Here is a 25552-nt window from a genome sequence, read left to right as displayed (position 1 = left end):
ATGCCGCCGATCCGTCCTCCGAACCCGGAATGTCCGTCGCATGAGCTGGCTGCCTAAATCGCCGAAGGCGCGTCGTCGCCTGTGGGTCGTCGCCGCCGTGGCGCCGATCCTGGCGCTGGCGGTCGGCCTGTCGCTGTGGGCGATGCAGGACAGCGTGACCTTCTTCTATTCCCCGTCCGAGGCCACGGCAGACAAGGCGCCGGAGGGGCGCAACATCCGCCTGGGCGGCCTGGTCGAGGCCGGCAGCGTGCAGAAATCCGGCGACGGTGTCGTGGCGTTCGTCGTCACCGACAACGCCGCGACGACCCGCGTCGTCTATCACGGCGACCTGCCCGACCTGTTCCGCGAAGGGCAGGGGATCGTGGCGCAAGGGGCCTTCGGCGCCGACCGCACATTCCACGCCAGCCAAGTCCTGGCCAAGCACGACGAGAACTATATGCCGCGCGAGGTCTCCGAGCGGTTGAAGGAAAAGGGCGAGTGGCGGCCGGACGGCCCGGAAACGCGCTCAAGCAGGCCGCAGGCCGATAGCGCGCAGACCAGCTTATGATCGCTGAGCTTGGGGCCTTCGCCCTGGCGCTGGCTCTGGCGCTGTCGATCCTGCAGACGGGCCTGTCGGCGACCGGGCGCGCGCGACGCAGCCCCGTTCTGGCGGGCGCGGCCCAAGGCGCGGCGCTGGCGGCGGCGGGCGCGGTCGCCCTCAGTTTTGCGGCGCTGATCTACGCCTTCGTGGTCTCCGACTTCTCGGTCTCCAACGTCGCGGCCAACAGCCACACCGACAAGCCGATGCTCTACAAGGTCGCCGGCGCCTGGGGCAGCCATGAGGGATCGCTGCTGCTGTGGTGCCTGGTCCTGACCGTCTTCGGCGGAGCCCTGTCGCGCGCGCGCGGCCTGCCGTTCGGGCTCAAGGCTTCGGCCGTGGCGGTGCAGGGCGCGCTGGGCTCGCTGTTCCTGGCCTTCGCCGTCTTCACCTCCAGCCCTTTCACGCGTCTGGACCCCGCGCCGTTCCAGGGCGCGTCCCTGAATCCCCTGCTTCAAGACCCGGCATTGGCGGTGCATCCGCCGCTGCTCTACGCGGGCTATGTCGGCTTTTCCGTCTGCTTCTCCCTGGCCGTCGCGGCCCTGATCGAGGGACGGGCGCAGACCGCCTTCTGGCCGGCCTGGGGGCGCTGGGTCCGGCCGTGGGCGCTCGCCAGTTGGGCCTTCCTGACCGTCGGCATCACCCTGGGGTCGTTCTGGGCCTATTATGAGCTGGGCTGGGGCGGCTGGTGGTTCTGGGATCCGGTCGAGAACGCCTCCTTCATGCCCTGGCTTGCGGGGGCGGCCCTGTTGCACAGCGCGGTCGTGACCGAACGGCGCGGCGCGCTGGCGGGCTGGACCGTCTTCCTTGCGCTGCTGGCCTTTACCTTCTCCATGCTGGGCGCCTTCCTGGTGCGGTCTGGGGTGCTGACCTCCGTCCACGCCTTCGCCGTCGATCCCCAGCGCGGTCTGATGCTACTGGCTATTCTGGGGATCACGGCCGGCGCCGCCTTCGCCCTGTTCGCCTGGCGCGCGCCCCAGCTGAAGGGCGGCGGAATGTTCGCCCCCGTCAGCCGCGAGGGGGCCCTGGTGCTGAACAACCTGTTCCTGACGGCGGCGGCGGCGACCGTGCTGCTGGGCACCCTGTATCCCCTGATCCTGGAGGCCGCATCCGGCGCGACCATCTCGGTCGGCCCGCCCTATTTCGCCGCCACCTTCACGCCGCTGATGATGGTCGCCTTCATCATCCTGCCCGCCGGGCCGCTGCTGGCGTGGAAGCGCGGCGACCTGCCTGGCGCGATGCAGCGTCTGGCCGTCGCGGCGGGCCTGGCCATCGTCTCGGCTCTTACGGCCTATGCGCTGTGGGAACCGAAGAAGGCGCTGGCCGCCGCAGGGATCGGCCTGGGCGCCTGGCTGATCCTGGGATCGTTGGCCGAGGTGGCCGAACGCGCGCGCCTGTTCCGGGCGTCGGCGGCCGAGACCCTGCGTCGTCTGAAGGGCCTGCCGCTGGGCGCCTGGGGCATGACCTTTGCGCATCTGGGCCTGGGGGTCTTCATCCTGGGCGCGGTGGTCGAGACGGGCTTCAAGGCCGAGACGGCGCGCGCCCTGTCGCTGGGCCAGAGCGTCTCCGCCGGACCCTGGACCGTCACCCTGGACGAGGTGCGCGTGGTCGAGGGGCCGAACTATCTGGCCGAGCAGGGCCGGCTGACGGTGCGGCCGACCGATGATCGCGGCCGGGCCAGCACGGTCACGGCCGAGCGCCGCTTCTTCCCCGCCGGCGGTCAGACCACCACCGAGGTCGGGCTGGATTTCCGGGGGCTGGACGACGTCTATGTCGTGATCGGCGAGCGGGCGGGCAGTCCTGAACAGCCGGCCTGGGTCGTGCGTCTGTATTGGAACCCGTGGGCGCGACTGATTTTCCTGGGGCCGATGATCATGGCGCTGGGCGGCGTCCTGTCCCTGATGGATCGGCGGCTGCGGGTCGGCGTCGGCCCGCGACGGCGCAAGACGGCATGAAACGGCTGGCGACTCTGCTGGCCGCGCCCATCATGGCAGTGATGCTGACGGCGGCCGAGCCGCCCGCCGCGCCCGACCGGCCCCTGACCGATGCGTCCCAGGAAGCCCGCGCCCAGGCCCTGTTCAGGGACGTCCGCTGCGTCGTCTGCCAGCACGAGGCCATCGCCGACAGTCCGGCTGGAGTGGCCGGCGACATGCGCCGCCTGATCCGCGAGGAGATTGCGGCCGGAGCCTCGGACCAGGCGGTGCGCGACGACCTGGTGCGGCGCTTTGGCGACTATGTCCTGTTCACTCCGCCGGTGCGGGCAGGCACCTGGCTCTTGTGGTTCGGGCCGTTCGCCCTGGTGCTTCTGGCGATCGCCGTCCTGATGCTGCGCGCGCGCCGCCGGCCGGTCGAGGCCGCGCCCCTGACGGCCGAAGAAGAAGCGCGGCTGGACGAAGTTCTGCGAAATGAGAAGCTTCGCCGCGATCCTGACGCAACCTCGCCTCACGACGGGCGCTAGTCGAGATCAACGATCGGCGGCTGGGATTGGCATAAGCGCCGTCCGGCCTATATCAATCGCGAAACCGGCGCCCGCATGGCGCTGGACAGAGGATCGCAAGGACCACGATGCTGAAGCGCAAGGAGTTCATTCTCGGGGCCGCAGCCGGCCTGACCCTGGCGGCGGCGGCGACTGCCGGCGGCGTCATCAACTGGCCCGGCGCGCATGCGGAGCCGCAGGCGGTCAACCGCATCACCCCGGTCCCGGCCAACGGCGACAGCTTCACGCCCCCGCCGGGCGCGCCCAGCAGTTTCGCGACCATCTTCGATCAGGTCTCGCCGGCCGTCGTGCAGATCGACGTGACGGTCAAGGTCGACCAGCCCCAGGGCGGCGCCTTCACCATCCCCGGCCTGCCGTTCCAGTTCGTGCCGCCGCAGGGCCGTGGCGGTCAGGGTGGTGACGAGCCGCAGACGACCCAGGGCGCCGGCTCGGGCTTCTTCATCTCGCAGGACGGCTTCATCGTCACCAACAATCACGTCGTCGCCGACGCGACCGAGATCAAGGTCAAGATGTCGGACGGCCGCGAACTGCCGGCCCGCCTGATCGGCCGCGACGAAGCCACTGACCTCGCCGTGATCAAGGTCGAGGGCAATGATTTCAAATACGTCAGCTTCGAAGAGACGGCCGAGCCTCGCGTCGGCGATTGGGTCATCGCCATTGGCAATCCGTTCGGCCTAGGCGGCACAGCCACGGCCGGCATAGTCTCGGCCAAGGCGCGCGACATCGGCGGCGCCGAAAGCCCCTATACGGACTTCCTTCAGATCGATGCCGCCATCAACCGGGGCAACTCGGGCGGCCCGACCTTTGACATCCACGGTCGCGTCATCGGGGTTAACTCCGTCATTTTGTCCCCCACCGGCGGATCGGTCGGCATCGGATTTGCCATTCCCGCCGAGGTCGCCAAGCGCATCACATCGCAACTCATGCGGGGCGAAACTATCGAGCGCGGCTATCTTGGCGTCCAGATTCAGACCGTCACACCGGACTTGGTCGGCGCATTAGGTCTGACCCAAGGTCAAAAGGGAGCCTACGTTGGTGATGTGACGCCTGGCGGCCCTGCAGCACGCGCGGGCATGCAGATTGGCGACATCGTGACTGCTGTGGATGGTCAAGTGGTGACCAACAACACTGAACTTACCCGGCGCGTAGGGGCGGCGAAGGTTGGCGACAATCTGCGTCTGGACATCCTGCGAGACGGTCGCCGCCAGACTGTAAATGTTCGCGCAGCCCGTCGTCCGGCAGAAGCTGAGCTTCAAGTTGGTTCTCAAGATGGCGACGAGTCGCCGTCAACGCCTAACTCGCCTTCCGGCGCTGTGGTCGAAGGCATGCGGGTTGTCCCGATGTCCGATGCCCTTCGCCAACGCTACTCCGTGCCGGCCGACATCAACGGCGTGGTCGTAACGGATGTGGCTCGCGGTTCGAAGGCAGCGGGGCTTGGAATGCCGGCAGGCGTGGTCATCCTGCGCGCCAACAACCGAGCGGTGACTACGCCGGCAGAACTGGAAGCTGCGGTCGCTGCGGCCAAAGCCGCCAATCGTCCAGGTATTCTGCTGCTGCTGCGCGCACCAGACGGCAACCGGTCGATCGTGCTGCCGCTGTCCAGCGGCGAATGATCGGCATTCTGACCAAGCCTTAACTCACTCTATCGCCGCCGATGCGCTACCATCGGCGGCGATTTTGATTCCGGGAGGGGTTTGATGCGGATTCTAGTGGTCGAGGATGACGCCGAGGCGGCGACCGCCATGGTGCGGGGCCTGTCCGAAGCCGGACATGAGGTGACCCATGCCGTGGACGGCGCCTTTGGGCTGCTGGAGTCGCAAAAGGGCGGCTACGACGTTTATGTGGTGGACCGGATGATGCCGCGCCTGGACGGCGTCGGCATGGTCGAGACGGTGCGCAAGGGCGGCGATCAGACGCCGGTCCTGTTCCTGTCGGCCCTGGGCGAGGTCGAGGACCGGGTCACGGGCCTGAAAGCGGGCGCCGACGACTATCTGGTCAAGCCCTACGCCTTCGCCGAACTGATCGCGCGGGTCGAGGCCCTGGCGCGCCGTCGCGAGACCGGCGGCGTCCAGACCGTGCTGAAGGTCGGCGACTTGGAAATGAACCTGATCGCCCGCACGGTTCATCGCGGAACCGCCGAGATCGATCTTCAGCCGCGCGAGTTCCAGCTGCTGGAGTTCCTGATGCGCCACGCCGGCCAGTCGGTGACCCGCACCATGCTGTTGGAGAAGGTCTGGGAATATCATTTCGACCCCCAGACCAACGTCATCGACGTCCACATCAGCCGCCTGCGCTCCAAGATCGACAAGGGTTTCGACCGGGCGATGCTGCAGACCGTGCGCGGGGCGGGATATCGGTTGGAGGCGTAGGGCGCAGGAAGTTCTCCCTCCCCCTCGGGGGAGGGTGGCCGCGTAGCGGCCGGGTGGGGAGGGCAAGGCGACATGGCGATCATCGCTAGAGCCCGCGCGATGCGAAAGGCGCTCACCCCGTCGGAAGCTCGCCTCTGGGTCGCCTTGCGCGAACTCAGAACGCAGGGTTTGCATTTTCGCCGACAGGCTCCCTTGCGGGGCTACTACCTAGATTTCTTTTGTTGGGCCCGAGGAGTGATCGTGGAAGTGGACGGCGGGTCTCATCTCTACGAAGACCGCGCCCGGCAAGATCGCGTGCGTGACGCGGTCTTTGCCAGAGAGGGGCTGATCACCTTGCGCTATGACAATCTCATGGTCCGGGATCAGTTAGCCCAGGTCATTGAAGATGTGCGTGGGCGTTGCCTTGCCCGCCCCACCCGGTCACCGCTGCGCGGCGACCACCCTCCCCCGCAGGGGGAGGGAGAAGATTTCTCCTAACCCATGCGCCTTCCTTCCCTCCTTCGCCGCACGCCCTTTCGTCTGACGCTGCTGTTCCTGGCGCTGTTCGTGGCGGCGGCGGGGGCGATCCTGGCCTATGTCTATTTCGCCTCGGCGTCGGAGGCTCAGGGGCGGGCCAAGGCGGATGTGGAGATCGAGCTGGGCGCCCTGACGGCGATCCACGGCACGCGCGGCATCGACGCCCTGAACCAGGCGCTGGTCGAGCGGTCGATCCGGGGCGGGCCGTATCTGTATCTGCTGACCGACGCAGCCGGAAAGACGATCACCGGAAACATCACCGAATCGCCCATCGACATCGACCTCAGCCTGCCGGCCGGCGCCAGCGACTGGGAGAGCTTCCGCCTGACCGACACGGATGCGCAAGGCAAGGTCCAGCGTCGGCGCTCCATCGGGGTGATCACCACCCTGTCGGGGGGCGAGCATCTGTTCGTTGGGCAGGACATCGGCGACATCGAGGAGTATCTGGCCCGCCTGACCCAGGCCCTTTGGGGCGCCATGGCGCTGGTGATGCTGCTGGGCCTGGCGGGCGGTCTCTACATCAGCCGGCGGGTGGAGAAGTCGATGGCCGGGCTGAACCAGGTCGTGCAGGCGGTGCAGGAGGGCGACCTCAAGGTCCGCGCCCCCGTCCGCAACACCGGCGACGAACTGGACGAGTTGGGCCAGGGGCTGAACACCATGCTGGATCGGCTTGAGGCGTCCATGTCCTCGATCCGCCACGCCGGCGACGCCATCGCCCATGATCTGCGCTCGCCGCTGACGCGAATGCGGGCCAAGCTGGAGGTGGCCCTGATCGACGCCGAGGCGGGCAAGATCGACGGGGTGGAGGCCCTGGGCATCGCCCTGGACGAGGCCGACCACCTGCTGAAGACCTTCAACACCGTCCTGGCCATCGCGCGTCTGCAAGCTGGTGGCGCGCCGGACCCCAGGCTGATGGACGCCGCCGACCTCGCCGCCGACATGGCCGAACTGTACGAGCCGGCGGCCGAGGACAAGGCGATCGACTTCTCGTCCGAGGTCGAGCGCGGCCTGATGATCGAGGGCAACCAGCCGTTCCTGGCCCAGGCCCTGGCCAATCTGATCGACAACGCCATCAAATATACGCCGGCCGGCGGGGCGGTGAAGCTGCGCGCGCGGCGGCGGTCGTCGGGCGAGATCGAATATTCCGTCACCGACACCGGACCGGGCGTGCCGGAGGAGGATCGCGAACGGGTGGTCCAGCGGTTCGTCCGCCTGGACAACAGCCGCACAGAGCCCGGCTCGGGCCTGGGCCTGTCGCTGGTGACAGCGGTGGCCGAGGCGCACGGCGGCCGGGTAGTGCTGGACGAGGGGCCGGGCGCCTATGGCGATTTCGGGCCGGGGCTGAGGGTGGCGTTGGTGCTGCCGCCTGCTTCAGTTTCAGCCTGAACCCTTCATTTCCGCTCATCCCCGCGAAAGCGGGGACCTAGTTCTTTGGGCGCTCGGGCTTGTGGCTGTGTCTTGGATCGTGGTCCAACGGCTGTGCCGATCGAAGGCACTGGGTCCCCGCTTTCGCGGGGATGAGCGGAAGATTTGAATGGCCGAGTCCAAGTCCCAGCCCCTGTTTCAATCCCTCCGCCCCGCCGGTCCTGTGGCCAGCGCCGTCGCCGCCGACCGCCTGCTGGAAAGCCTGATCGAGGCCGCCGACGCCGACGGCTGGCGCGCTGCCCTGGACGCCGCCTGGCCCGCTCTGGCCCCGGTCGCCGGCGCCTCTCACTATCTCGCCGGCCTGATGCGCCGCCGACCGGCCCATCTGCGACGCCTGCTGGAACAGGATCCCGCCGCCAGCCTCGCGGGAATCATCCGCGACACCGATGCGCTGGACGCCGAGCCGGATGAGGTCCGCGCCCCGCTGCGGGTGCTGAAGGCCGACCTGCATCTGCTGACCGCCCTGGCCGATCTGGGCGGCGTCTGGGATCTGGATCAGGTCACCGACGCCCTGTCGAGGTTCGCCGACGCCTCGTGCCGCGCCGCCCTGCGCGCCGTCGCCGCCGAACAGAGGGCGCGCGGCCGGCTGGTGTCGCCGCCCGGTGATCCGCGCGGGCCGATCCCCGGTCTGTTCGGCCTGGCCATGGGCAAGCACGGCGCCAATGAGCTGAACTATTCCTCCGACATCGACATCTCCCTCTTCTTCGAGCCGCGCCTGATGGTCCTGGCCCTGCGCGAGGGCGAGGAGATGCAGGATTTCGCCAATCGCGTCGGCAAGGGGATCGCCACCCTGCTGACCGAACGGACCGCCGACGGCTATGTCTTTCGCGTCGATCTGCGGCTGCGGCCCGACCCCTCCTCGACCCCGCCGGTGGTCGTGGGACCGATGGCCCTGGCCTATTACGAGAGCGTCGGCCAGAACTGGGAGCGGGCGGCCTTCATCAAGGCGCGGCCGGTGCTGGGCGACATGCGGGCGGCGGGCCGGTTCCTGAAGGCCATGATCCCCTTCATCTGGCGGCGCAGCCTGGATTACGCCGCCGTGCTCGACATCCAGTCGATCAAGAAACAGATCCACGTCCACAAGACGGGCGAGGGGCTGCACGCCGCCGGGGCCAATCTGAAGCTGGGACGCGGCGGCATCCGCGAGATCGAATTCTACGCCCAGACCCAGCAACTGATCCTGGGCGGGCGCGATCCGGGCTTGCGCAAACAGCGCACGCTTGAGGCGCTGAAGGCGCTGGCCGACGCCGACCACATCCCCCAGGCGGTCTGCGAGGAACTGTCGGCCGCCTATGTCGAACTGCGCGGGCTGGAGCACCGGGTGCAGATGCTGGACGACGAGCAGACCCACCGCCTGCCCGAGGACCGCGAACGCCGCGCCGCCGTCGCCGCGCTGGCCGGTTCCGGCGATCTGGCGGCCTTCGATGCCCATGTCGAGGCCCTGCTGGTCCGGGTCAACACCCGCTACGGCGAGCTGTTCGAGGGCGGCGAGGATCTGGATTCCAGCTATGGCAGCCTGGTCTTCACCGGGGTCGAAAACGACCCCGAGACCCTGGAGACCCTGCGTCGCATGGGCTTTTCCGAGGCGCCCTCCGTCGCCGACACCATCCGCAGCTGGCACCACGGCCGCATCCCCGCGACGCGGACGGCGCGGGGGCGTGAACTGTTCACCCGCCTGGCCCCGCGCCTGCTTGAGGCTCTGGCCCGCTCCGGCGCGCCGGACGACGCGTTTCGGCGTTTCGCCACCTTCTTCTCGGGCCTGGCGGCGGGGGTCCAGGTCCAGGCCCTGTTCCTGAATCAGCCCAAGCTGTTCGAGATGGTGCTGGGCGTCATGGCCTTTGCGCCGCGCCTGGCCCGGACCCTGGGGCGGCAACCGGCGGCTCTGGACGGGGTGCTGGACGCCCGCTTCCTGGCCGACCTGTCCGCCGAGACCGGCCTGACAGAGCAGATCTTGCGCGAAGCCGGCGAGACCGAGGATTTCGAAGGCGCCATGAACGCCGTGCGCCGCCTGCACCGCGAACAGATGTTCCGCATCGGCATCCACGCCATGACCGGACGCGCGGGGCCGGAGGCGGCGGGTCGCGCCTATGCCGCCCTGGCGGACGCCGCCATGCTGACCCTGTCGCCGGCGGCCTTGGCCGAGACGGAACGGCTGGGCGGCGCCTTGCCCGGCGCGGTGGCGGTGGTGGCCCTGGGCAAGGCCGGCTCGCGCGAGATGACGGCCGGGTCCGACCTGGACCTGATGACCCTGTACGAGGCGCCGCCGGACGCCGTGTCCGCGATCAAGGGCTGGACCGCCGATGTCTTCTACGCCCGCTTCACCCAGCGGCTGATCGCGGCCCTGTCGGCGCATACGGCCGAGGGCGGGCTGTATGAGGTCGATATGCGGCTGCGACCCACCGGCTCCAAGGGGCCGGTCTCGGTGCGGCTGAAGGCCTTCGACGCCTATTACGCCCGCGAGGCCGAGACCTGGGAGTTCATGGTCCTGACCCGCGCCCGCGTGGTCTGGGCCAGCGATGCCAAGTTCGGCGCCCAGGTCTCGGCCGCCATCGAGGCCGCGCTGCGACGTCCGCGCCCCGGCGTCGATATCGCCGCCGATGTCAGGAAGATGCGTGCGTTGATGGATCGCGAGCGGCGCCCCCACGGCTTCTGGGATATGAAACTGTCTCCGGGCGGACAGGTGGACGCCGAGTTCGCGGCCCAGTTCCGTCAGCTGCAGGCCGCCGCCATCGGCGAACCGCTGACCCTATCGACGCTGGAGGCCCTGCACGACGACCCGGTCCTGGCCGAGGCCTGGCGGGTGCAGCAGCGGCTGGCCCACCTGCTGGCCGCCGCCTTCGAGGGGCGGGTCGATCCGGAGGCCGAGCCGTCCGTCTTCCAGCTGCGTCTGGCCGAGGCGGCGGGGGCTCAGGACTTCGAGGCCCTGAAGACAGAATTGACCGATCTGCGGGCGCGGGCGCGCAAGGCGTTCGAAAGGGCGGTGCCGGCCAGACTCGAAAAAGAGGGTCGCGACGGAGATTCGGAGACGCCGCGTTCAATCTCCTGACAGGGCAATGTCAAAGGGTCGCGCCATGCGGTCCATGGAGATGATCGAGATGAGAAAGACCTTTCTGACCGGCCTGAGCGTCATCGCGCTGGCCGCCGTCGCCGGCGTGGCGACCGCACAGGTTCCCCCCGCTGGCGCACCCGCTCCGTATCAGGCGCGCGGGGAAGCGAACCGCCAGATGACGCGCGCCGAGTACGTCGATACGCGCGTGGCTCGCCTGACCGCGCTGGATGCGAACCGTGACGGCACGGTCAGCGTCGAGGAACGTCAGGCCGGCATGCAGGCCCGCCAGGCCGAACGCGCCGACGCCCGCTTCGCCAAGCTGGACGCCAACGGCGACGGCTCCATCAGCCGCGCCGAGTTCGACGCCGGCCATGCTGCGCGCCCTGATCGCGGCCCGCGCGCCGAACGCGCCGGCAATCGTGAGGGTCATCGCGGCGGCCCGCGTCACGCCATGCGCGGTCCCGGTCGTCCGGGCGCCGAAGGGCGTGCCCCCGGCCGCGAACGCGGTCCGGTGGTGATCTCCGACGTCGCCGCCAAGCTGGGCGAACGCTTCGACAAGATCGACGGCAACCGCGACGGCGTGATCTCGGCCGACGAGCGCCGCACGGCCATGACCGCCCATCGTGCGGAGCGTCAGGCCCAGCGTGCGGAACGCCGCGCAGCCCGTCCGGCGCAACAACCGGCTTCCCCCGCCCCGGCTTCGGAGTAAGAACGGTGTCGGGGTCGGCCGTCATGAGCGAACCGGTCCCTTTCGTCAGCAGCGAAAGAGGCAGGTTTGGTCGCGATCGTCGATCCCGACGAGGATCTGGTGCGCCGGGTGGGTCAGGGCGACCCGGCGGCGGCGCAGACGCTCGTCTCGCGCAAGCTGCCGCGCATCCTGGCCCTGGCCCAGCGGATGCTGGGCGACGCGGCCGAGGCCGAGGACGTGGCCCAGGAAGCCATGCTCAAGGCCTGGCGTCAGGCCCCGAAATGGGCGCCCGGCAAGGCCAGGTTCGACACCTGGCTGCACCGGGTGGCGCTGAACCTCTGCTACGACCGGCTGAGACGACGGCGCGAAATCCCGACGGATGCGCCGCCGGATCGCCCCGACGAGGGCCCGGCGCCGGATCGGGGGCTGCTGGCGGCCGAGACAGGCGTGCGGGTCGATGCGGCGCTGAAACGGCTGCCGGACCGTCAGCGCGAGGCCATCGTCCTGTGCCATTATCAGGAGCTGTCCAATATCGAGGCGGCCGCCCTGATGGAGATCAGCGTCGAGGCGCTGGAGAGTTTGTTGTCGCGCGGTCGTCGCGCATTGCGTCAGGCCCTTTCGGACATGGCTCCGGCCGGGTCGCCGAGGGCGGGTAGAGGAGACGGACGATGAAGGCGGAACGGTTGCACGAACTGGCGGACGCTTACGGCGCCGACCTGCGTCGGTGGCCCGCGTCCGAGCGCGCCTTCGCCGAAAGCCTGCTGGCGGCCGATCCGTCGCTGAAGGCGGTGCTGAACGAGGCGGCGACGCTGGACGCCCTGCTGAACGCCGCGCCGGCGCCGGCTCCGTCCGCCGCCCTGACCGCGCGCATTCTGGCCGCTGCGCCCAAGCCTAAGGCGCGTGGCCGGCTGGGGCGGGGGGTCTGGTATCTGGGGGCTGGATGGGCCGCCGCCGCCTGCGCGGGCGTGGTCGCCGGGGTCGGCCTGACCACCCATCTGACCGCTGACGCGCGGGCCGATGCGGTGCTCTATCAATCCTCGCTGACCGGCGTGGACGACACCGAGGTTCTGGGATGACGTCGAAGACCCTGAAGATCGCCCTGGCTGTGTCGGTGGCGCTGAACGTGTTCGCCGTCGCGGGCGCCGTCACCTATGTGGTCAATCGCGACAGGATCGAACGCAAGATCGAGGATCAGAGGCGTCCCGGTCGCGAAGGTCCGCTGGCCGAGGTGCTGGCCGATCTGGACCCCGCCGTTCAAGACCGCGTGCGCACCGCTCTACGAGAATCGGCGCTGGCGGCGCGGCCTGATTTCGAGGCGGCTCGGGCGGCGCGGCGTGAGGCCATCGACGTGGCCGGTCAACCGACGCTGGACGCGGCCCGCGTTCAGAGCCTGCTGGACCAATCCCGGGCTGCGGAGATGCGCGGCCGCACGCGGCTGGAAAACGGGGCGGTCGCCGTGCTGGGCACGCTGACGCCTGACGAACGCAAGGCCCTGACGCCGATCCTGCAACGCAAGGGCGACGCCCGCCGCGCCATCGTGCACGGCGAACGAAACGATCGTCAGCGGGACCAAAGTCCGTCCCGCTGACGGCCTGACAGATCAGCCTTTCTTGGACGCCCGGAACGCCGCCACGGCGTCCACCGTTGCGCGGACCTTGGCCTCGATGGCGGCCCAGTCGCCTGACTTGACGGCTTCGTCGGTCACCAGTTTCGAACCCATGCCCGCCGCCACGATGCCGGCGCCGAACCATTTGGCGATGGAGGCCTCGTCGGGATCGACGCCGCCTGTCGGCATGATCTTGACCCAGGGCATCGGTCCCTTGACCGCCTTGACGAAGTCCGGGCCGCCGACCGACGAACCGGGGAACAGTTTGACGATGTCGCAGCCCAGCTCGTGCGCCTCGCCGATGTCGGTCACCGAGCCGCAGCCGGGGAAATAGGCGACCATGCGACGGTTGCAGACCTTGGCCACGTCGGGGATCAGGCAGGGGCTGACCACGAAGCGCGCACCCCGGTTCAGATAAAGCGACGCCGTGCCTGCATCGACGACCGAACCGATGCCCAGGACGACGTCCGGGTCGGTCCTGATCAGTTCGCGATTGATCTCGCCGAACAGGTCGCAGGCGAAGTCGCCGCGATTGGTGAACTCGACCACCGGAGCCCCGCCGCGCGCGCAGGCGCGAATGACGTTCAAGCTGACCTCGGCGTCGGGGTGGTAGAAGACCGGGCACACGCCCTGGGTCTGAAGCGCCTGAAGCACGCTGACGCGATCATGAGCCATGGACGATTTCCTCTGCGATAGGTTTCGCGTCCGACCTCCGATGTCGCGGTCGCAAGGTCAAGTCAAACCGCGTTAGCGACCGTGCGCCAGATCGGCCAAACGACGGATGAGTGCGCTGTTCGCATCGAACAGCGGGTCCAGCACCGTGAAATGGTTCAGGCCCGGCAAGGCCTCGAACCGCGTCTCGGCGCCTTGAACGGCCCATCGCGCGGCCATGGCCTCGCTTTGGTGTCGGAAGGCGTCGCTCTCGGCCCCGCCGACGATGCAGTCCAGGACGCCGCCGGCGGGCGCGGCCCAGTGGATCGGCGAGAGGGCGCGCGCCTCGGCGGGGGTCAGGTCCAGGGCGGCGTTCAGCGAGGTCGGGATCAGCGGCTCCAGGTCGAACACGCCCGAGATGGAGACGGCGGCCGAGGCGCGACCGTCCGCCAGCAGGCAGGCCGCCATATGCCCGCCCGCCGAATGGCCGCTGACGACCGGATGGGCGCCGGTGCGGTCATGGATCAGATCGACGGCGGCGCGCATCTGATCGACGATCCGGCCCAGCCGCACAGCCGGGGCCAGGTCATAGGTCGGGATGGCGACGCTGACGCCGTGGGCCAGCAGGGGCGGGGCGACGAAGCTGAACCAGCCGGCGTCCAGCGCCTGCCAATATCCGCCGTGGATGAAGACCACGACAGGCGCACCTTTCCCTGCGTCGAACCAGTCGATCCGCTCGCGCTCGCCGGGGCCGTATTGCAGGATTTCGGGCGGATGGGCTGCCCGCGCGGCCTCCGATCCCGCCTTCCAGCGCGCCATGACGGCGGGGTGGTCGGGGACCAGGGCGCGGTTGTTGTATTGCGCCTCCAGCACGGCGTCTGTGTCTTGCGGCTTACCCGGCACGTCGTCATCCGCTAGGAACGCCCTCGAACCAGAGGACTGATCCGCCATGATGACCGCCATCTTCGTCTTCATCAAATGCGAGCTGGGCTACGCCAACGAGGTGGCGGCCGACATCGTGGACAATGTCGAGAACGTCTCGGAGGTCTATTCGACCTCGGGCCAGCACGACCTGCTGGCCAAGTTCAATCTGCCGCGCGACGCCGACATCGGGACCTTCGTGACCAAACAGGTCCAGACGCGGCCCCACGTGCGCGACACCTTCACCGTCATCACCTTCTCGCCCTTCTTGCCGAAACAGGCTTAGGACTTCCGGGCGTCCGCCTTGCGCTTGACCTCGTCCTTGCGCTCTTCCGCCTCGTCGTCGTCGCCGACCTTCTCCTCGACTGTGGCCGAGAAACGCTGGAAGGCGCCCAGGCCCACCAGCACCAGGACGGCGGCGATCAGCAGAGCGGAGGGATAGAGCAGGAGGGCCACGTCCTCGCGCGCCGTCTTGAACACCACCACCAGCGCCTCCAGGAATAGGGCGATGACGATGGTGGACAGGAACTTCGTCAGGCTGCGCCGGGCCTCGGCCGCACTGCGCCGCTCGTTGCCGCGCCGCACCTCGTCCTCGAAGATGTATTTGGCCACGTCGAAGACGGCGATGGCGACGATGACATAGCCCAGCATGTCCAGCACGGCGTCGGCGCCGGACTGATCCGGGCGTCCGATCCCTTCCACCGCATCCTTCACGCCAAACCCGATCAGGGCCATAGCCGAAAGCAGCAGCAGAAGACTGGCGAAGCCGAAGACGGCGCGGGTCAGATAGGTCATGGCGGTGCAGCTCCCTGGCGGCTGTCAACGCGCGAACGGCCAAGCTGTTGCCTCGCCGCAAAAGGGTGACGCTGGTCCAACGGACGGCTAAACCGGCGCCATAGGGAGACACGACATGACGCGATCCAACGCGCCCGCCTATCAGACCGGCTTCGGCAATCATTTCGCGACCGAGGCCGCGCCTGGCGCCCTGCCGGTGGGCCAGAACTCGCCGCAGAAGACGCCGATGGGCCTGTACGCCGAACAGCTGTCCGGCACGGCCTTCACAGCCCCGCGCGCCGAGAACCGGCGCAGCTGGCTGTACCGTCTGCGCCCCTCGGCCCAGCACGGGCCGTATACGGCCTTCGATCAGGGGATGGTGCGATCCGGTCCGTTCGACGAGACGCCGTCAAACCCCAACCGTATGCGCTGGGACCCGCTGCCGATGCCGCAGGCGCCTACCGACTGGGTCGAGGGACTAACGACCTATGGCGGCAATGGCGAGCCGGATGCTGGGGTTGGGGCGGGCATCCACCTCTATGTCGCCAACCGTTCGATGACCGACCGGGTCTTCTACGATGCCGACGGCGAGCTGCTGATCGTGCCGCAAGAAGGCGCGCATCGGTTCGTCACCGAGATGGGGGTGATCGAGGCCGAACCCGGCCATGTGGTCCTGATCCCGCGCGGCGTCCGCTTCCGCGTCGAAATCGACGGCCCCGTTCGCGGCTATGTCTGTGAAAACTACGGCAGTCCGTTCCGCCTGCCGGACCTCGGCCCCATCGGCTCGAACGGCCTGGCCAACCCGCGCGACTTCGAAACCCCCGTCGCGGCGTTCGAGGACGTCGATCGCCCTACCCAGTGCGTTCAGAAATACGGCGGCCGCCTGTGGGCCACGACCTTCGACCACAGCCCGCTGGATGTGGTGGCCTGGCACGGCAATCTGGCCCCCTGTCGCTATGACACGGCGCGGTTCAACACGATCAACACCGTCAGCTACGACCACCCGGACCCGTCGATCTTCACCGTCCTGACCAGCCCGTCCGAGACGCCGGGCACGGCCAATATCGACTTCGTCATCTTCCCGCCGCGCTGGATGGTGGCCGAGCATACGTTCCGGCCGCCGTGGTTCCACCGCAACGTCATGAGCGAATTCATGGGGCTGGTGACCGGCGCCTATGACGCCAAGGCCGGAGGCTTCGCACCGGGCGGCGCGTCCCTGCACAACCGGATGAGCGGCCATGGTCCCGACCAGGCCAGCTACGACGGCGCGGTCAAGGCGGAGTTGAAGCCGCACAAGATCGAAAACACCCTGGCCTTCATGTTCGAGACGCGCATGCCGATCCGCGTCACGAAATGGGCGTCCGAATCACCGCAGATGCAGCTCGACTACGACGACGTCTGGTCAGGTTTCACCAAAGGACAGATCTCATGATCCGCGTTTCCCTCATCGCCGCCGTCGCCCTACTGGCCGCCGCCTGCTCGCCTCAGACCACGACGAGCGCCGGCTCCGACGCCCCGATGCAGAGCGCCGACGCCTCGGCCTGCGCCACGCGCGGCGGCACGATGAAACAGGTCGGACGGATGCAGTCCTGGCAGTGCGTGATCTCTTACGCCGACGCCGGCAAGCGCTGCACCGACGGCGACCAGTGCCAGGGCGACTGCCGCGTCGAAGGCAACACCGGCGTCGCGCCGGGCGCGGCGACGACTGGCGTCTGTCAGGCCACCAGCGACCGCTTCGGCTGCAACACCCCGGTCGAAGACGGCAAGGCCGGTCCGACCCTCTGCATCGACTGACCCATCACGCACGAAAAAGCCCCCGTCGCGAACGACGGGGGCTGATCCATCCGTAAACGGATTTACTGTATCGCCAAATCTTACTGGGTCGATGGCGTGTTGTTGGTGGTCATGCCGCCGTCGGCGTTGCCAGCTTGCTGCTCGACCATGTCGGCCTTGCGGTCGGCGTTCTTCTCGACCTGATCGGCCTGAGCGTTCAGAGCCGTTTCCTGGGCCTCGTTCGAGGTCGCAGCGGCCTGGGCTTCCAGTTGGTCGGCGCGGGCTTCACCCGTCGCTTCGATGGCGTCGGCCTGCTTTTCAGCGGCCTTGTCGGCGGCGCTTTCACCGCAGGCGGCGACGCCGGCGAGCATGAAGACCGAAGCGGCGGCGATGGCGAACTTTTTCATTTGAGTTTCCTCTCCTAGGTGGAAACTCGAAAACGCCACGGCGCCGGTTCGGTTCACGCTGCCGTGAGATTTTCGTGATCGCCCAAGTTTTTCAGTCTTCGGATTGGGCGAAGGCGACGCGCGCCGCACCCAGCAGGGCGGCGTGTTTGTGCATGATCACCTTGGTCGGAATATCGGCCATATAGTCCTTGAACCGGCCCTTGCGCTCGAACCGCTGGCGGAAGGGGCTGGCCTTGATGAAGGGCAGGATGCGCGGGACGATGCCGCCGGCGATATAGACGCCGCCACGCGCCCCGGTGGTCAGGGCGATGTCGCCGGCCACGGCGCCCAGGATGGCGCAGAAGCGGGCCAGTGTGGCGCCGCACGGGCTGTTGGGATCCTTCATCGCCGTCTCGGTGATCTGGGCCGGATCGTCGATATGGGTCTCGCGACCGTCGATCTCGGCCAAGGCCCTGTGCATGTTCAACAGGCCGGGGCCGCAGATCAGGCGTTCGATGGAGACCCGATCATAGCGGCGGCGCAGGATGCGCAGGATCTCGTCCTCGACGGGATCGCCGGGGGGGAAGCAGGCGTGGCCGCCCTCGGACGGCATGGCCATTTCCTTGCCGTGGGCGTCGCGCACCAGGGCGGCGACGCCGAAGCCGGTGCCGGGCCCCAACACGGCCACCGTCGAATGCGGATCGCCGTCCACCGGTCCGCCCAAACTTTCCAGCTGGTCTTCCGGCACGATGGGCGCGCCCCAGGCTAGGGCCTCGAAGTCGTTGATCAGCTTGACCGGCTTCAGGCCCAGGGTCTGAAGCTCGGTCTCGGACACCGCCCAGGGCGAGTTGGTCAGGTCGATGGCGCCGTCGGTGACCGGGCCGGCGACGGCGATGACGCCGCCCGTCGGCTTGACGTCGCAGCCGTCCACGAATGCGGCGACGCCCTCCAGGAAGGTCGGATAGGTCTCGGCGGGAAAGCTCTCGTGGTGATCCAGCACGGGCTTGCCGTCGATCATCCGGGCCACGGCGAAGCGGGCGTTGGTGCCGCCGACATCGCCGACGAGGAGGGTCTTGTCATTCATTTCAGGCGTTTCCTGCGCGCGGTTCGGTGGATCAGGCGTCCACGGTCCGGTCGACGAAGTTGGGGTTGGGCGGCGTGTCGTCATGACCGCGAGAGCCGGTCGGCACGGCGAAACAGACGGTCGCCCCCTGTTCGGCCGTGGTGACCACATGGCGGAAGGCGCCGAACAGTTCGCGGCCATAGCCCCAGGAAGAGCCCTCGGCGTTGGCGGCGGATCGGGCGGCGAGGGGACGGGCGGTCAGGTCGGCGATCCCGACGGTGGTCAGGACTCCGGCCTCGGCGTCCAAGCGGATGATGTCGCCGTCCTGCACATGGGCCAACGGGCCGCCGGCGAGGGCTTCGGGCGACATGTGAATGGCGGCGGGGGTCTTGCCGCTGGCGCCCGACATGCGGCCGTCGGTGACGAAGGCGACTTTGAACCCCTTGTCCTGGATGATCGACAGGGCGGGAGACAGGCTGTGCAATTCGGGCATGCCGTTGGCCTTGGGCCCCTGGAAGCGCAGGACCACCACGACGTCGCGGTAAAGCTTGCCGTCCTTGAAGGCTTGCAGCGCGTCTTCCTGGGTCTCGAAGACGGCGGCGGGGGCCTCGACGATGCGGTTCTCGGGCTTGACCGCCGAGATCTTGATGACCGCGCGGCCCAAGTCGCCCTGGACCAGGCGCAGACCGCCCTCCTTGTCGAAGGGGTTTGAGGCGGGGCGCAGGATGTCGAGATCGAGGCTTTCCTTGACCCCGTCGCGCCAGACCAACTGGCCGTCCACCATCGACGGTTCCTGGAAATAGGCCTCGATGCCCTGACCCATGATGGTGGTGACATCCGAGTGGATATGCCCGGCCTGCGCCAGTTCGCGAGCCACGAAGGCGACGCCGCCGGCGGCCTGGAAGGCGTTCACATCGGCCGAGCCATTGGGATAGACGCGGGCCAGAAGCGGGGTGACCGACGACAGTTCGTCCATGTCGGTCCAGTCGATCAGCACACCCGCCGCCCGCGCCATGGCGACCAGGTGGATGGCGTGGTTGGTCGAACCGCCGGTGGCCAGAAGCGCCACGATCATGTTGACGATGGATTTTTCGCTGATGACATCAGCCATGCGGCATTCGCCGCTGCGGGCCAGTTCGACCGCGCGCTTGGCCGCCGCCGCCGTCAGGGCGTCGCGCAGGCCGGTGTCGGGATGGACGAAGGCGGTGGACGGCATGTGCAGTCCGCCCAGCTCCATCATCATCTGGTTGGAATTGGCCGTGCCATAGAAGGTGCAGGTGCCGGGCGAATGATAGCTGCCGATCTCGCTTTCCAGCAGGGTGTGGCGGTCCACCTTGTTCTGCGCATATTCGGCGCGGACGCGGGCCTTCTCCGCGTTCGGAATGCCCGAAGGCATGGGGCCGGCGGGGGCGAAGACGACGGGCAGATGGCCGAAGGCCAGGGCCCCCATGAACAGGCCGGGCACGATCTTGTCGCAGACGCCCAGCATCAGGGCGGCGTCGAAGGCGTCGTGCGTCAGGGCCACGCCGGTGGACATGGCGATGACGTCGCGGCTGAACAGCGACAGCTCCATGCCGGGGCGGCCCTGGGTGACGCCATCGCACATGGCGGGGGTGCCGCCGGCGACCTGGGCCGTGGCGCCGACCTGACGCACGGCCTCGCGCACCACGCCGGGGAAGCGCTCGAACGGCTGGTGGGCCGACAGCATGTCGTTATAGGCGGTGACTATGCCGAGGTTGGGCTTGGACCCGTCCATGGCCGTCAGCTTGTCGGCGATGGTCTGGCCGGCGAAGGCGTGGGCCCAGTTGGCGCAGCTCAGCTTGGCGCGGCCGGTGCCGCTGTCACGGGCGGCGTCCATGCGACGGATATAGTCGGCGCGGGTCTCGCGGCTCTTCTCGACGATTCGGGCGGTGACCGCGGCGACCGTGGGGTGCAGGGTCATGTCAGCTGTCTTCCGTATACAGAACTTCGAGGGGGACGCCTGCGGCGATCAGGGCGGCGATGGGCTGAATCTTGGGATCGCCCTGGGCCTGTTCCTCGAAGACGCGACGCTTGGCCTCGCCCTTCAGGCCCAGGATCACGCGCCCCGCCGACATCAGATAGGCCAGGTTGATCGACAGGCGCTCGATGGTCGGCGCGGCGCCGTCGCGGCCGTGGGGCACGCCCAGGACGGTGGGATTCAGCGTCGGGGTCAGCAGGGTCTTCAGCGTCGGGCTGTTGGGGAACATGGAGCAGATATGGCCATCCTCCCCCATACCGAGAAGGACCGCGTCGAAACGACCGCCCGCATCGGCCAGCGCCTTGGCCGCGACGATGCCCGCGCGGTCCACCGTGACCTCGGGCGTGTAGAGCGGGATGAAGCGCGCCGTAGCCGCCTTATCCTGCAACAGCACGTCGCGGATCAGGCGGGCGTTCGATTCCGGCGAGGTCTCGGGGACATAGCGCTCGTCCACCAGGGTGACGGCGATCTTGGACCAGTCCAGGTCGGTCGCGGAGAGACGGCGATAGACCGGCGCGGGCGTCGAACCGCCGGGGCCGGCGAACAGGGCGCGACCATTGTCGCGCACGGCGGCGCCCAGGGTCTCGGCCAGTCGCGCGGCGATGGCCTCGGCCCAGGCGTCGACGGTGGGGAAGGCTTCGATGGGGTGGGTCATTGAACGGCTCCGCCGAGAACAAATCCCTTCTCACGTTGGGAGAAGGTGGCCGCGAAGCGGACGGATGAGGGTCGGGTCTCGCCGTCGGCGTAAGCCGTCGCACGGAGAGGGGCGCGGCTCACGCCGAATGAAGGAGCGAGACCCTCACCCTTTCGCCTTGCCGATCGCTGCGCTCTCGGAGGCTCAAGCCCTCTCCCGGCGGGAGAGGGTGACGTAACAGCTTCACGCATCGGTCGTGTTCCAGTCGCGGCCGGTCCGCATCATCAGCATGTCGGCGCTGTCGGGCCCCCAGGTTCCGGCGACATAGTCGTCGGGCTTCAGGCCGGATTCGGCCCAGGCTTCGGACACCTCATCCACCCATTTCCAGGCCTGCTCGGCCTCGTCGCGTCGCACGAACAGCGTCGAGTCTCCCGCCATCGCATCCAACAGCAGCCGCTCATAGGCGATGCGGCGGCGCGGCGGGGCGGCGGACTTGCTATCCCCCGAATTTGGGACACCCCACGACAGGCTCATCTTGATCGGCTGAAGCTGCATCCGGCGATCCAGGCCGGGGCGCTTGTTCATCACCGTCAGCGAGATGTCTTCCTCGGGCTGCAGCTCGATGATCATGCGGTTGGCCTGCACCTCTCCGCGGTCGTCGCGGTCGAAGATCGAGTGGGGCAGCGGCTTGAACTGGATGACGATCTCGGTGCGCTTCTCGGGCAGGCGCTTGCCGGTCCGCATGAAGAAGGGCACGCCGGCCCAGCGCCAGTTGTCGATGTCGGCGCGCACGGCGACGAAGGTCTCGGTGTCGGAATCCGCTCCGCGCTCCTCGTCATAGCCCTTGGCCGGCTTGCCCTCTGAGACGCCCGCCACATACTGGCCGCGCACGGTGACGCGCTCGGCCTCGTCCACCGTGACGGGACGCAGAGACCGCAGCACCTTGACCTTCTCGTTGCGCACCGAGTCCGGGTCCAGATCGCTGGGCGGCTCCATCGCCACCAGACACAGCAGCTGCAGCATGTGGTTCTGCAGCATGTCGCGCAGGGCGCCATATTCGTCATAGTAGGGCCAGCGGTCGCCGACCCCCACCGTCTCGCCGATCGTGATCTGGACGTGATCGATGGACAGGTTGTTCCACAGGGGCTCGAAGATCGTGTTGCCGAACCGCAGGGCGATCAGGTTCTGGACCGTCTCCTTGCCCAGATAATGGTCGATACGGAACACCTGGTCTTCGCTGAAGGCGTGGGCCACGGCGTCGTCGATTTCCAGGAAGGACTTCAGGTCGCGCCCGACCGGTTTTTCCAGCACGATGCGGCAGTTCTTGTCCGCCAGGCCCGCCGCCTTCATCGCCGTGACGATGCGGGCGTAGAGCGAGGGGGAGACGGCCAGGAAGGAGGTGACCTCGCCGTCGCCGACCTTGTCCTTCAGGGGCTTCAGGCTGTCGGGCGAGGTGGCGTCCACGGCCAGATAGTCCAGACGAGCCTTCATCCTGGACCAGCTGGTTTCGTCCCAGGCCTGGTCGGCCTCGGCGCGCGCCTTCACGGCCTCATGCACCTTGACGATATAGTCGTCGGCGCTCTCTTCCGAGCGGGCGGCGCCGATGATCTTCAGTCCTTCAGGCAGCAGGCCGTCGTGTTCGAGGAAATACAGCGACGGCAGAAGCATGCGCATCGCCAGATCGCCGCCGCCGCCGAACAGAATGAGAGCCGCCATGTCTTGTCCCTCGATGATCCCATTTGTCGGGACGCATGCCTTTACGGCCTAGCCGCTGTCTTTGGCCGCTTCCGCGCGTGAGGCCAACACGTCCAGCACGTCCTGAAACACCATGTTACGGGCATGGAGAAGAACGAGCAGGTGATAGATCAAATCCGCAGCCTCGCTGGCGAGTTCCTCGTCCGGGCCTGCGACGCCGGCCAGAGCGGTCTCTACGCCTTCTTCACCGACCTTTTGGGCGATGCGTTTGGGCCCCTGGGCGATCAGTTTGGCGGTCCAGCTTTCGGACGGATCGGCGGCGGCGCGAACGGCGATGGTCTGCTCCAGCCGGGCGATGCGGCCCACGCCCGGCGCATCGGCCTCGCCGAAACAGCTGGTCCGGTTCAGGTGGCAGGCGTTGCCGACCGGGTTCACCGACAGGACCAAGGCGTCGTTGTCGCAGTCGGGCGTTATGCCGACGACATGCAGCCGGTCGCCCGAGGTCTCGCCCTTCCTCCACCGCCCCCCGCGCGAGCGCGAGAAGAAGGTGGCCTCGCCGGACGCGAGGGTCTCGTCCAGGGCCGCGCGGTCCATATAGGCCAGGGTCAGCACCTGAAGCGTGGCGGCGTCCTGCACCACCACGGGAACCAGGCCATTCCCTTTTTCGAAATCGATGGTGTTGGGGTCGAGGGTCATATCCGCATCTCCAGGCCTTGGTCGGCCAGGTATCGCTTGAGGTCGGGAATGGCGATGGCGCCGGTGTGGAAGACGCTGGCGGCGAGTGCGCCGGAAACGTCGGCCTTTTCGAACACGTCCTTGAAATGCTCGGGCGCGCCGGCGCCGCCCGAGGCGATCAGGGGGATGGTCAGGCGTGCGCGGGCGGCGGACAGCTGTTCGATGTCATAGCCTTTGCGAACCCCGTCCTGGTCGATGCAGTTCAGCACGATCTCGCCGGCGCCCAGGCCCTGCGCCTCATCCAGCCAGTCCAGCGTGCGTTTGCCGGCGTGGCGGCGGGCGTCGGGATCGCCGGTGTATTTGTGGACCACCCATTCGCCGTCCTCCAGACGGCTATCGACGCCGACGACGACACACTGGCTACCAAGTCGCGCGGCCATTTCGGCGATCAGTTCGGGACGTTCCAGGGCGGGGGAGTTGATCGACACCTTGTCCGCCCCGTGGTCGAGGCAGCGTGCGGCCTGTTCGACGGTGCGGATGCCGCCGGCGACGCAGAAGGGGATGTCCAGCAGCCGGGCGATGTCCTTGATCCAGCCATAGTCCAGGGTTCGGCCCTCGGGACTGGCGGTGATGTCGTAGAAGACCAGCTCGTCGGCACCCGCATCGCGATAGCGGGCGGCCAGCTCCGCCGCGTCGCCCATATCGGTATGGCCGACGAACTTCACGCCCTTGACCACCCGGCCGTCCTTGACGTCCAGGCAGGGGATGATGCGCCGCGCTGTCACGACCGCTTGGCCGCTGCGATGGCTTCGGGTAGGGTGAAGCGGCCTTCGTAGAGGGCGCGGCCGACGATGACCCCGTGACAGCCCAGGGCCTTGACCGCCGCGATGTCGTCCAGCGACGAGACCCCGCCCGAGGCCTGGAGCACCAGGTCAGGACGGCGCTGACGGATTTCCGCCAACAGGTCCAGGTTCGGGCCGGTCATTGCGCCGTCGCGGCCGACGTCCGTGACCAGCAGGTGTTTGGCCGTCCCCTTGGGATAGCGATCCAGCGCCTCCCACAGGGTCACGCCCGACGACTGAGTCCAGCCTTTCAGGGCCGGGACGGGCACGCCATTCTCGATCTTGACGTCCAGGGCCAGGGTGATGTGTTCGACGCCGAAGCCCTTGAGCCAGGCGGCGACGTCGTTGGGCTGGGTCACGGCCAGGGAGCCGACGACGACGCGCGACACGCCCGCGTCCAGCAGCTTGGCCACGTCATTGGCGCCGCGGACCCCGCCGCCCGACTGGATCTTGACGTCGATGGCCTGGGTCAGTTCGCCGATCAGGCCGTGCTGACGCGCCTCGCCCGCCTCGGCGCCGTCCAGATCGACGATGTGGATCCACTGCGCGCCCTCGGTCGTGAAGGCGGTCAGCCGGGCGGCCGGTTGTTCGTCATACTGGGTCACCTGGTCGAACTTGCCGTGCATCAGGCGCACGCAGACGCCGTCCTTCAGGTCGATGGCGGGATAGATCAGCATGAGATGCCCAGGAAGTTCTTGAGGATGGTCGCCCCGGCCTCGGCCGAGCGTTCGGGGTGAAACTGGCAGCCCCAGCGGTTTGCGGATCGCACCATGGCCGGAACGGCGCCGCCATAGTCGGCGCGGGCCAGGGTCGCTGGGCCGTCGGGACAGACGAAGCCGTGGACGAAATAGGCGTAGGCCCCGTCGGCGACCCCGTCCAGCAGCGGGTCGTCATGGTCGCGCGTCAGGCGGCTCCAGCCCATGTGCGGCACGGGCAGGGCGCCCGCCGGCTCGAGCCGGGACACGGCGCCGGGGATGAAGCCCAGCAGATCGACGCCCTCGCCCTCTTGGCTGGTTACGAACAGCAGTTGCTGGCCCAGGCACACGCCCAGCAGGGGGCGGGGGAAGGCGCGGATCGGCTCGATCAGGCCCAGTTCGGACAGGCGGCTCATGGCGTAGCCGGCGGCGCCGACGCCGGGCAGGATGACCCGTTCGGCCTCTGCGATCACAGCGGGATCGTCGGTCAGGCGCACGGTGGCGCCCAGCCGTTCCAGCGCGAACTGGACCGAGGCGACGTTGCCGGCGCCATAGGCGATGACGGCGACTTCCATCAGCCTTCTCCCCTCGGGGGAGAAGGTGGCTCGCGGAGCGAGACGGATGAGGGGGCTGCCGGATGCAGACCCACTCTTGCCGTCAGTGGGGCGGACAGAGCCCCCTCATCCGAGCCCTTCGGGCCCACCTTCTCCCCCAAGG

Annotated in this window: 27 protein-coding genes; 15 read left to right on the top strand and 12 right to left on the bottom strand. The window is 68.3% G+C overall.

Annotated features, from left to right (window positions below):
- Positions 1 to 40 precede the first annotated feature (40 nt).
- The 12 genes from ccmE to ACP7BH_RS11785 all read left to right on the top strand — a co-directional run bounded on the left by ccmE (position 41) and on the right by ACP7BH_RS11785 (position 12709).
- Positions 41 to 547 carry a cytochrome c maturation protein CcmE gene (gene ccmE, locus ACP7BH_RS11840; RefSeq protein WP_425985441.1) on the top strand — a complete coding sequence of 169 codons (507 nt, stop codon included), beginning with the start codon at positions 41 to 43 and terminating at the stop codon, positions 545 to 547.
- The gene (locus tag ACP7BH_RS11835; RefSeq protein ID WP_425985439.1) at positions 544 to 2532 is read left to right on the top strand and encodes a heme lyase CcmF/NrfE family subunit; all 1989 of its coding nucleotides are present in this window, start codon (positions 544 to 546) and stop codon (positions 2530 to 2532) included. Before ccmE ends, ACP7BH_RS11835 begins: the two co-directional genes overlap by 4 nt.
- Positions 2529 to 3035, top strand: coding sequence for a cytochrome c-type biogenesis protein (locus ACP7BH_RS11830; RefSeq protein ID WP_425985437.1), 507 nt, complete (start codon positions 2529 to 2531; stop codon positions 3033 to 3035). Before ACP7BH_RS11835 ends, ACP7BH_RS11830 begins: the two co-directional genes overlap by 4 nt.
- A 107-nt stretch (positions 3036 to 3142) precedes the next feature.
- Positions 3143 to 4687: a Do family serine endopeptidase gene (locus ACP7BH_RS11825; RefSeq protein WP_425985435.1), complete on the top strand. Its 1545-nt coding sequence runs from the start codon at positions 3143 to 3145 to the stop codon at positions 4685 to 4687.
- Positions 4688 to 4771: 84 nt separating this feature from the next.
- Positions 4772 to 5443: a response regulator transcription factor gene (locus ACP7BH_RS11820; RefSeq protein ID WP_425985433.1), complete on the top strand. Its 672-nt coding sequence runs from the start codon at positions 4772 to 4774 to the stop codon at positions 5441 to 5443.
- Positions 5444 to 5515: 72 nt separating this feature from the next.
- Positions 5516 to 5920 (top strand): endonuclease domain-containing protein, encoded by a 405-nt coding sequence (locus ACP7BH_RS11815; protein ID WP_425985431.1) that lies wholly within the window; start codon positions 5516 to 5518, stop codon positions 5918 to 5920.
- 3 nt (positions 5921 to 5923) lie between these two features.
- Positions 5924 to 7345 (top strand): ATP-binding protein, encoded by a 1422-nt coding sequence (locus ACP7BH_RS11810; RefSeq protein ID WP_425985430.1) that lies wholly within the window; start codon positions 5924 to 5926, stop codon positions 7343 to 7345.
- A 148-nt stretch (positions 7346 to 7493) separates the two neighbouring features.
- Positions 7494 to 10430: a bifunctional [glutamine synthetase] adenylyltransferase/[glutamine synthetase]-adenylyl-L-tyrosine phosphorylase gene (locus tag ACP7BH_RS11805; RefSeq protein ID WP_425985428.1), complete on the top strand. Its 2937-nt coding sequence runs from the start codon at positions 7494 to 7496 to the stop codon at positions 10428 to 10430.
- Between the two features lie 49 nt (positions 10431 to 10479).
- Complete coding sequence (locus tag ACP7BH_RS11800; RefSeq protein ID WP_425985425.1) at positions 10480 to 11142, top strand: EF-hand domain-containing protein; 663 nt, start codon at positions 10480 to 10482, stop codon at positions 11140 to 11142.
- Positions 11143 to 11208: 66 nt separating this feature from the next.
- Complete coding sequence (locus tag ACP7BH_RS11795; protein WP_425985423.1) at positions 11209 to 11793, top strand: RNA polymerase sigma factor; 585 nt, start codon at positions 11209 to 11211, stop codon at positions 11791 to 11793.
- The gene (locus ACP7BH_RS11790; protein ID WP_425985421.1) at positions 11790 to 12197 is read left to right on the top strand and encodes a hypothetical protein; all 408 of its coding nucleotides are present in this window, start codon (positions 11790 to 11792) and stop codon (positions 12195 to 12197) included. The genes ACP7BH_RS11795 and ACP7BH_RS11790 overlap by 4 nt, the downstream gene beginning before the upstream one ends.
- The gene (locus tag ACP7BH_RS11785) at positions 12194 to 12709 is read left to right on the top strand and encodes a periplasmic heavy metal sensor (protein WP_425985420.1); all 516 of its coding nucleotides are present in this window, start codon (positions 12194 to 12196) and stop codon (positions 12707 to 12709) included. Before ACP7BH_RS11790 ends, ACP7BH_RS11785 begins: the two co-directional genes overlap by 4 nt.
- Before the next feature lie 12 nt (positions 12710 to 12721).
- On the opposite strand, the gene ACP7BH_RS11780 is transcribed toward ACP7BH_RS11785, so the two are convergent.
- Together ACP7BH_RS11780 and ACP7BH_RS11775 are read right to left on the bottom strand one after the other, a co-directional pair.
- Positions 12722 to 13402 carry a bifunctional 4-hydroxy-2-oxoglutarate aldolase/2-dehydro-3-deoxy-phosphogluconate aldolase gene (locus ACP7BH_RS11780; protein WP_425985418.1) on the bottom strand — a complete coding sequence of 227 codons (681 nt, stop codon included), beginning with the start codon at positions 13400 to 13402 and terminating at the stop codon, positions 12722 to 12724.
- Between the two features lie 72 nt (positions 13403 to 13474).
- The gene (locus ACP7BH_RS11775) at positions 13475 to 14341 is read right to left on the bottom strand and encodes an alpha/beta hydrolase (RefSeq protein ID WP_425985416.1); all 867 of its coding nucleotides are present in this window, start codon (positions 14339 to 14341) and stop codon (positions 13475 to 13477) included.
- Between ACP7BH_RS11775 and ACP7BH_RS11770 the strand changes: the two genes are divergently transcribed.
- Positions 14328 to 14585 carry an Lrp/AsnC ligand binding domain-containing protein gene (locus ACP7BH_RS11770; RefSeq protein ID WP_135193685.1) on the top strand — a complete coding sequence of 86 codons (258 nt, stop codon included), beginning with the start codon at positions 14328 to 14330 and terminating at the stop codon, positions 14583 to 14585. The two genes, ACP7BH_RS11775 and ACP7BH_RS11770, sit on opposite strands and share 14 nt — an antisense overlap.
- Here the strand turns inward: ACP7BH_RS11770 and ACP7BH_RS11765 are convergent.
- Positions 14582 to 15094 carry a GNAT family acetyltransferase gene (locus ACP7BH_RS11765; protein WP_425985414.1) on the bottom strand — a complete coding sequence of 171 codons (513 nt, stop codon included), beginning with the start codon at positions 15092 to 15094 and terminating at the stop codon, positions 14582 to 14584. The two genes, ACP7BH_RS11770 and ACP7BH_RS11765, sit on opposite strands and share 4 nt — an antisense overlap.
- A 115-nt stretch (positions 15095 to 15209) precedes the next feature.
- Between ACP7BH_RS11765 and hmgA the strand changes: the two genes are divergently transcribed.
- Positions 15210 to 16505: a homogentisate 1,2-dioxygenase gene (gene hmgA / locus ACP7BH_RS11760; protein WP_425985412.1), complete on the top strand. Its 1296-nt coding sequence runs from the start codon at positions 15210 to 15212 to the stop codon at positions 16503 to 16505.
- A complete protein-coding gene (locus ACP7BH_RS11755; protein ID WP_425985410.1) occupies positions 16502 to 16867 on the top strand; it encodes a hypothetical protein in 366 nt (121 codons plus the stop codon). The genes hmgA and ACP7BH_RS11755 overlap by 4 nt, the downstream gene beginning before the upstream one ends.
- Before the next feature lie 80 nt (positions 16868 to 16947).
- Here the strand turns inward: ACP7BH_RS11755 and ACP7BH_RS11750 are convergent, their stop codons facing one another.
- The 9 genes from ACP7BH_RS11750 to hisH form a co-directional block, all read right to left on the bottom strand.
- Positions 16948 to 17253: a hypothetical protein gene (locus ACP7BH_RS11750; RefSeq protein ID WP_135193682.1), complete on the bottom strand. Its 306-nt coding sequence runs from the start codon at positions 17251 to 17253 to the stop codon at positions 16948 to 16950.
- Between the two features lie 91 nt (positions 17254 to 17344).
- Positions 17345 to 18316, bottom strand: coding sequence for a glucokinase (gene glk / locus ACP7BH_RS11745; RefSeq protein WP_409719491.1), 972 nt, complete (start codon positions 18314 to 18316; stop codon positions 17345 to 17347).
- A 31-nt stretch (positions 18317 to 18347) separates the two neighbouring features.
- Positions 18348 to 20237, bottom strand: a complete 1890-nt coding sequence (gene edd / locus ACP7BH_RS11740; RefSeq protein WP_425985407.1) for a phosphogluconate dehydratase — start codon at positions 20235 to 20237, stop codon at positions 18348 to 18350.
- A gap of 1 nt (position 20238) precedes the next feature.
- On the bottom strand, positions 20239 to 20949 hold the full coding sequence (gene pgl / locus ACP7BH_RS11735; protein WP_425985405.1) for a 6-phosphogluconolactonase: 711 nt from the start codon (positions 20947 to 20949) through the stop codon (positions 20239 to 20241).
- A gap of 222 nt (positions 20950 to 21171) precedes the next feature.
- Positions 21172 to 22644: a glucose-6-phosphate dehydrogenase gene (gene zwf, locus ACP7BH_RS11730; protein ID WP_425985403.1), complete on the bottom strand. Its 1473-nt coding sequence runs from the start codon at positions 22642 to 22644 to the stop codon at positions 21172 to 21174.
- A 48-nt stretch (positions 22645 to 22692) separates the two neighbouring features.
- Positions 22693 to 23319 carry a bifunctional phosphoribosyl-AMP cyclohydrolase/phosphoribosyl-ATP diphosphatase HisIE gene (hisIE, locus tag ACP7BH_RS11725; protein WP_425985401.1) on the bottom strand — a complete coding sequence of 209 codons (627 nt, stop codon included), beginning with the start codon at positions 23317 to 23319 and terminating at the stop codon, positions 22693 to 22695.
- On the bottom strand, positions 23316 to 24083 hold the full coding sequence (gene hisF / locus ACP7BH_RS11720) for an imidazole glycerol phosphate synthase subunit HisF (protein ID WP_425985399.1): 768 nt from the start codon (positions 24081 to 24083) through the stop codon (positions 23316 to 23318). Before hisF ends, hisIE begins: the two co-directional genes overlap by 4 nt.
- Positions 24080 to 24817 (bottom strand): 1-(5-phosphoribosyl)-5-[(5-phosphoribosylamino)methylideneamino]imidazole-4-carboxamide isomerase, encoded by a 738-nt coding sequence (gene hisA / locus ACP7BH_RS11715; RefSeq protein WP_425985397.1) that lies wholly within the window; start codon positions 24815 to 24817, stop codon positions 24080 to 24082. Before hisA ends, hisF begins: the two co-directional genes overlap by 4 nt.
- Positions 24811 to 25410 carry an imidazole glycerol phosphate synthase subunit HisH gene (gene hisH / locus ACP7BH_RS11710; RefSeq protein ID WP_425985395.1) on the bottom strand — a complete coding sequence of 200 codons (600 nt, stop codon included), beginning with the start codon at positions 25408 to 25410 and terminating at the stop codon, positions 24811 to 24813. The genes hisA and hisH overlap by 7 nt, the downstream gene beginning before the upstream one ends.
- Between the last annotated feature and the right edge of the window lie 142 nt (positions 25411 to 25552).

The organism is Brevundimonas sp. TWP2-1, assembly GCF_049897645.1.
Taxonomy (GTDB): domain Bacteria; phylum Pseudomonadota; class Alphaproteobacteria; order Caulobacterales; family Caulobacteraceae; genus Brevundimonas.
The sequence above is the reverse complement of the archived record's forward strand: the minus strand, read 5'-3'. Positions and strand labels throughout refer to the sequence as shown.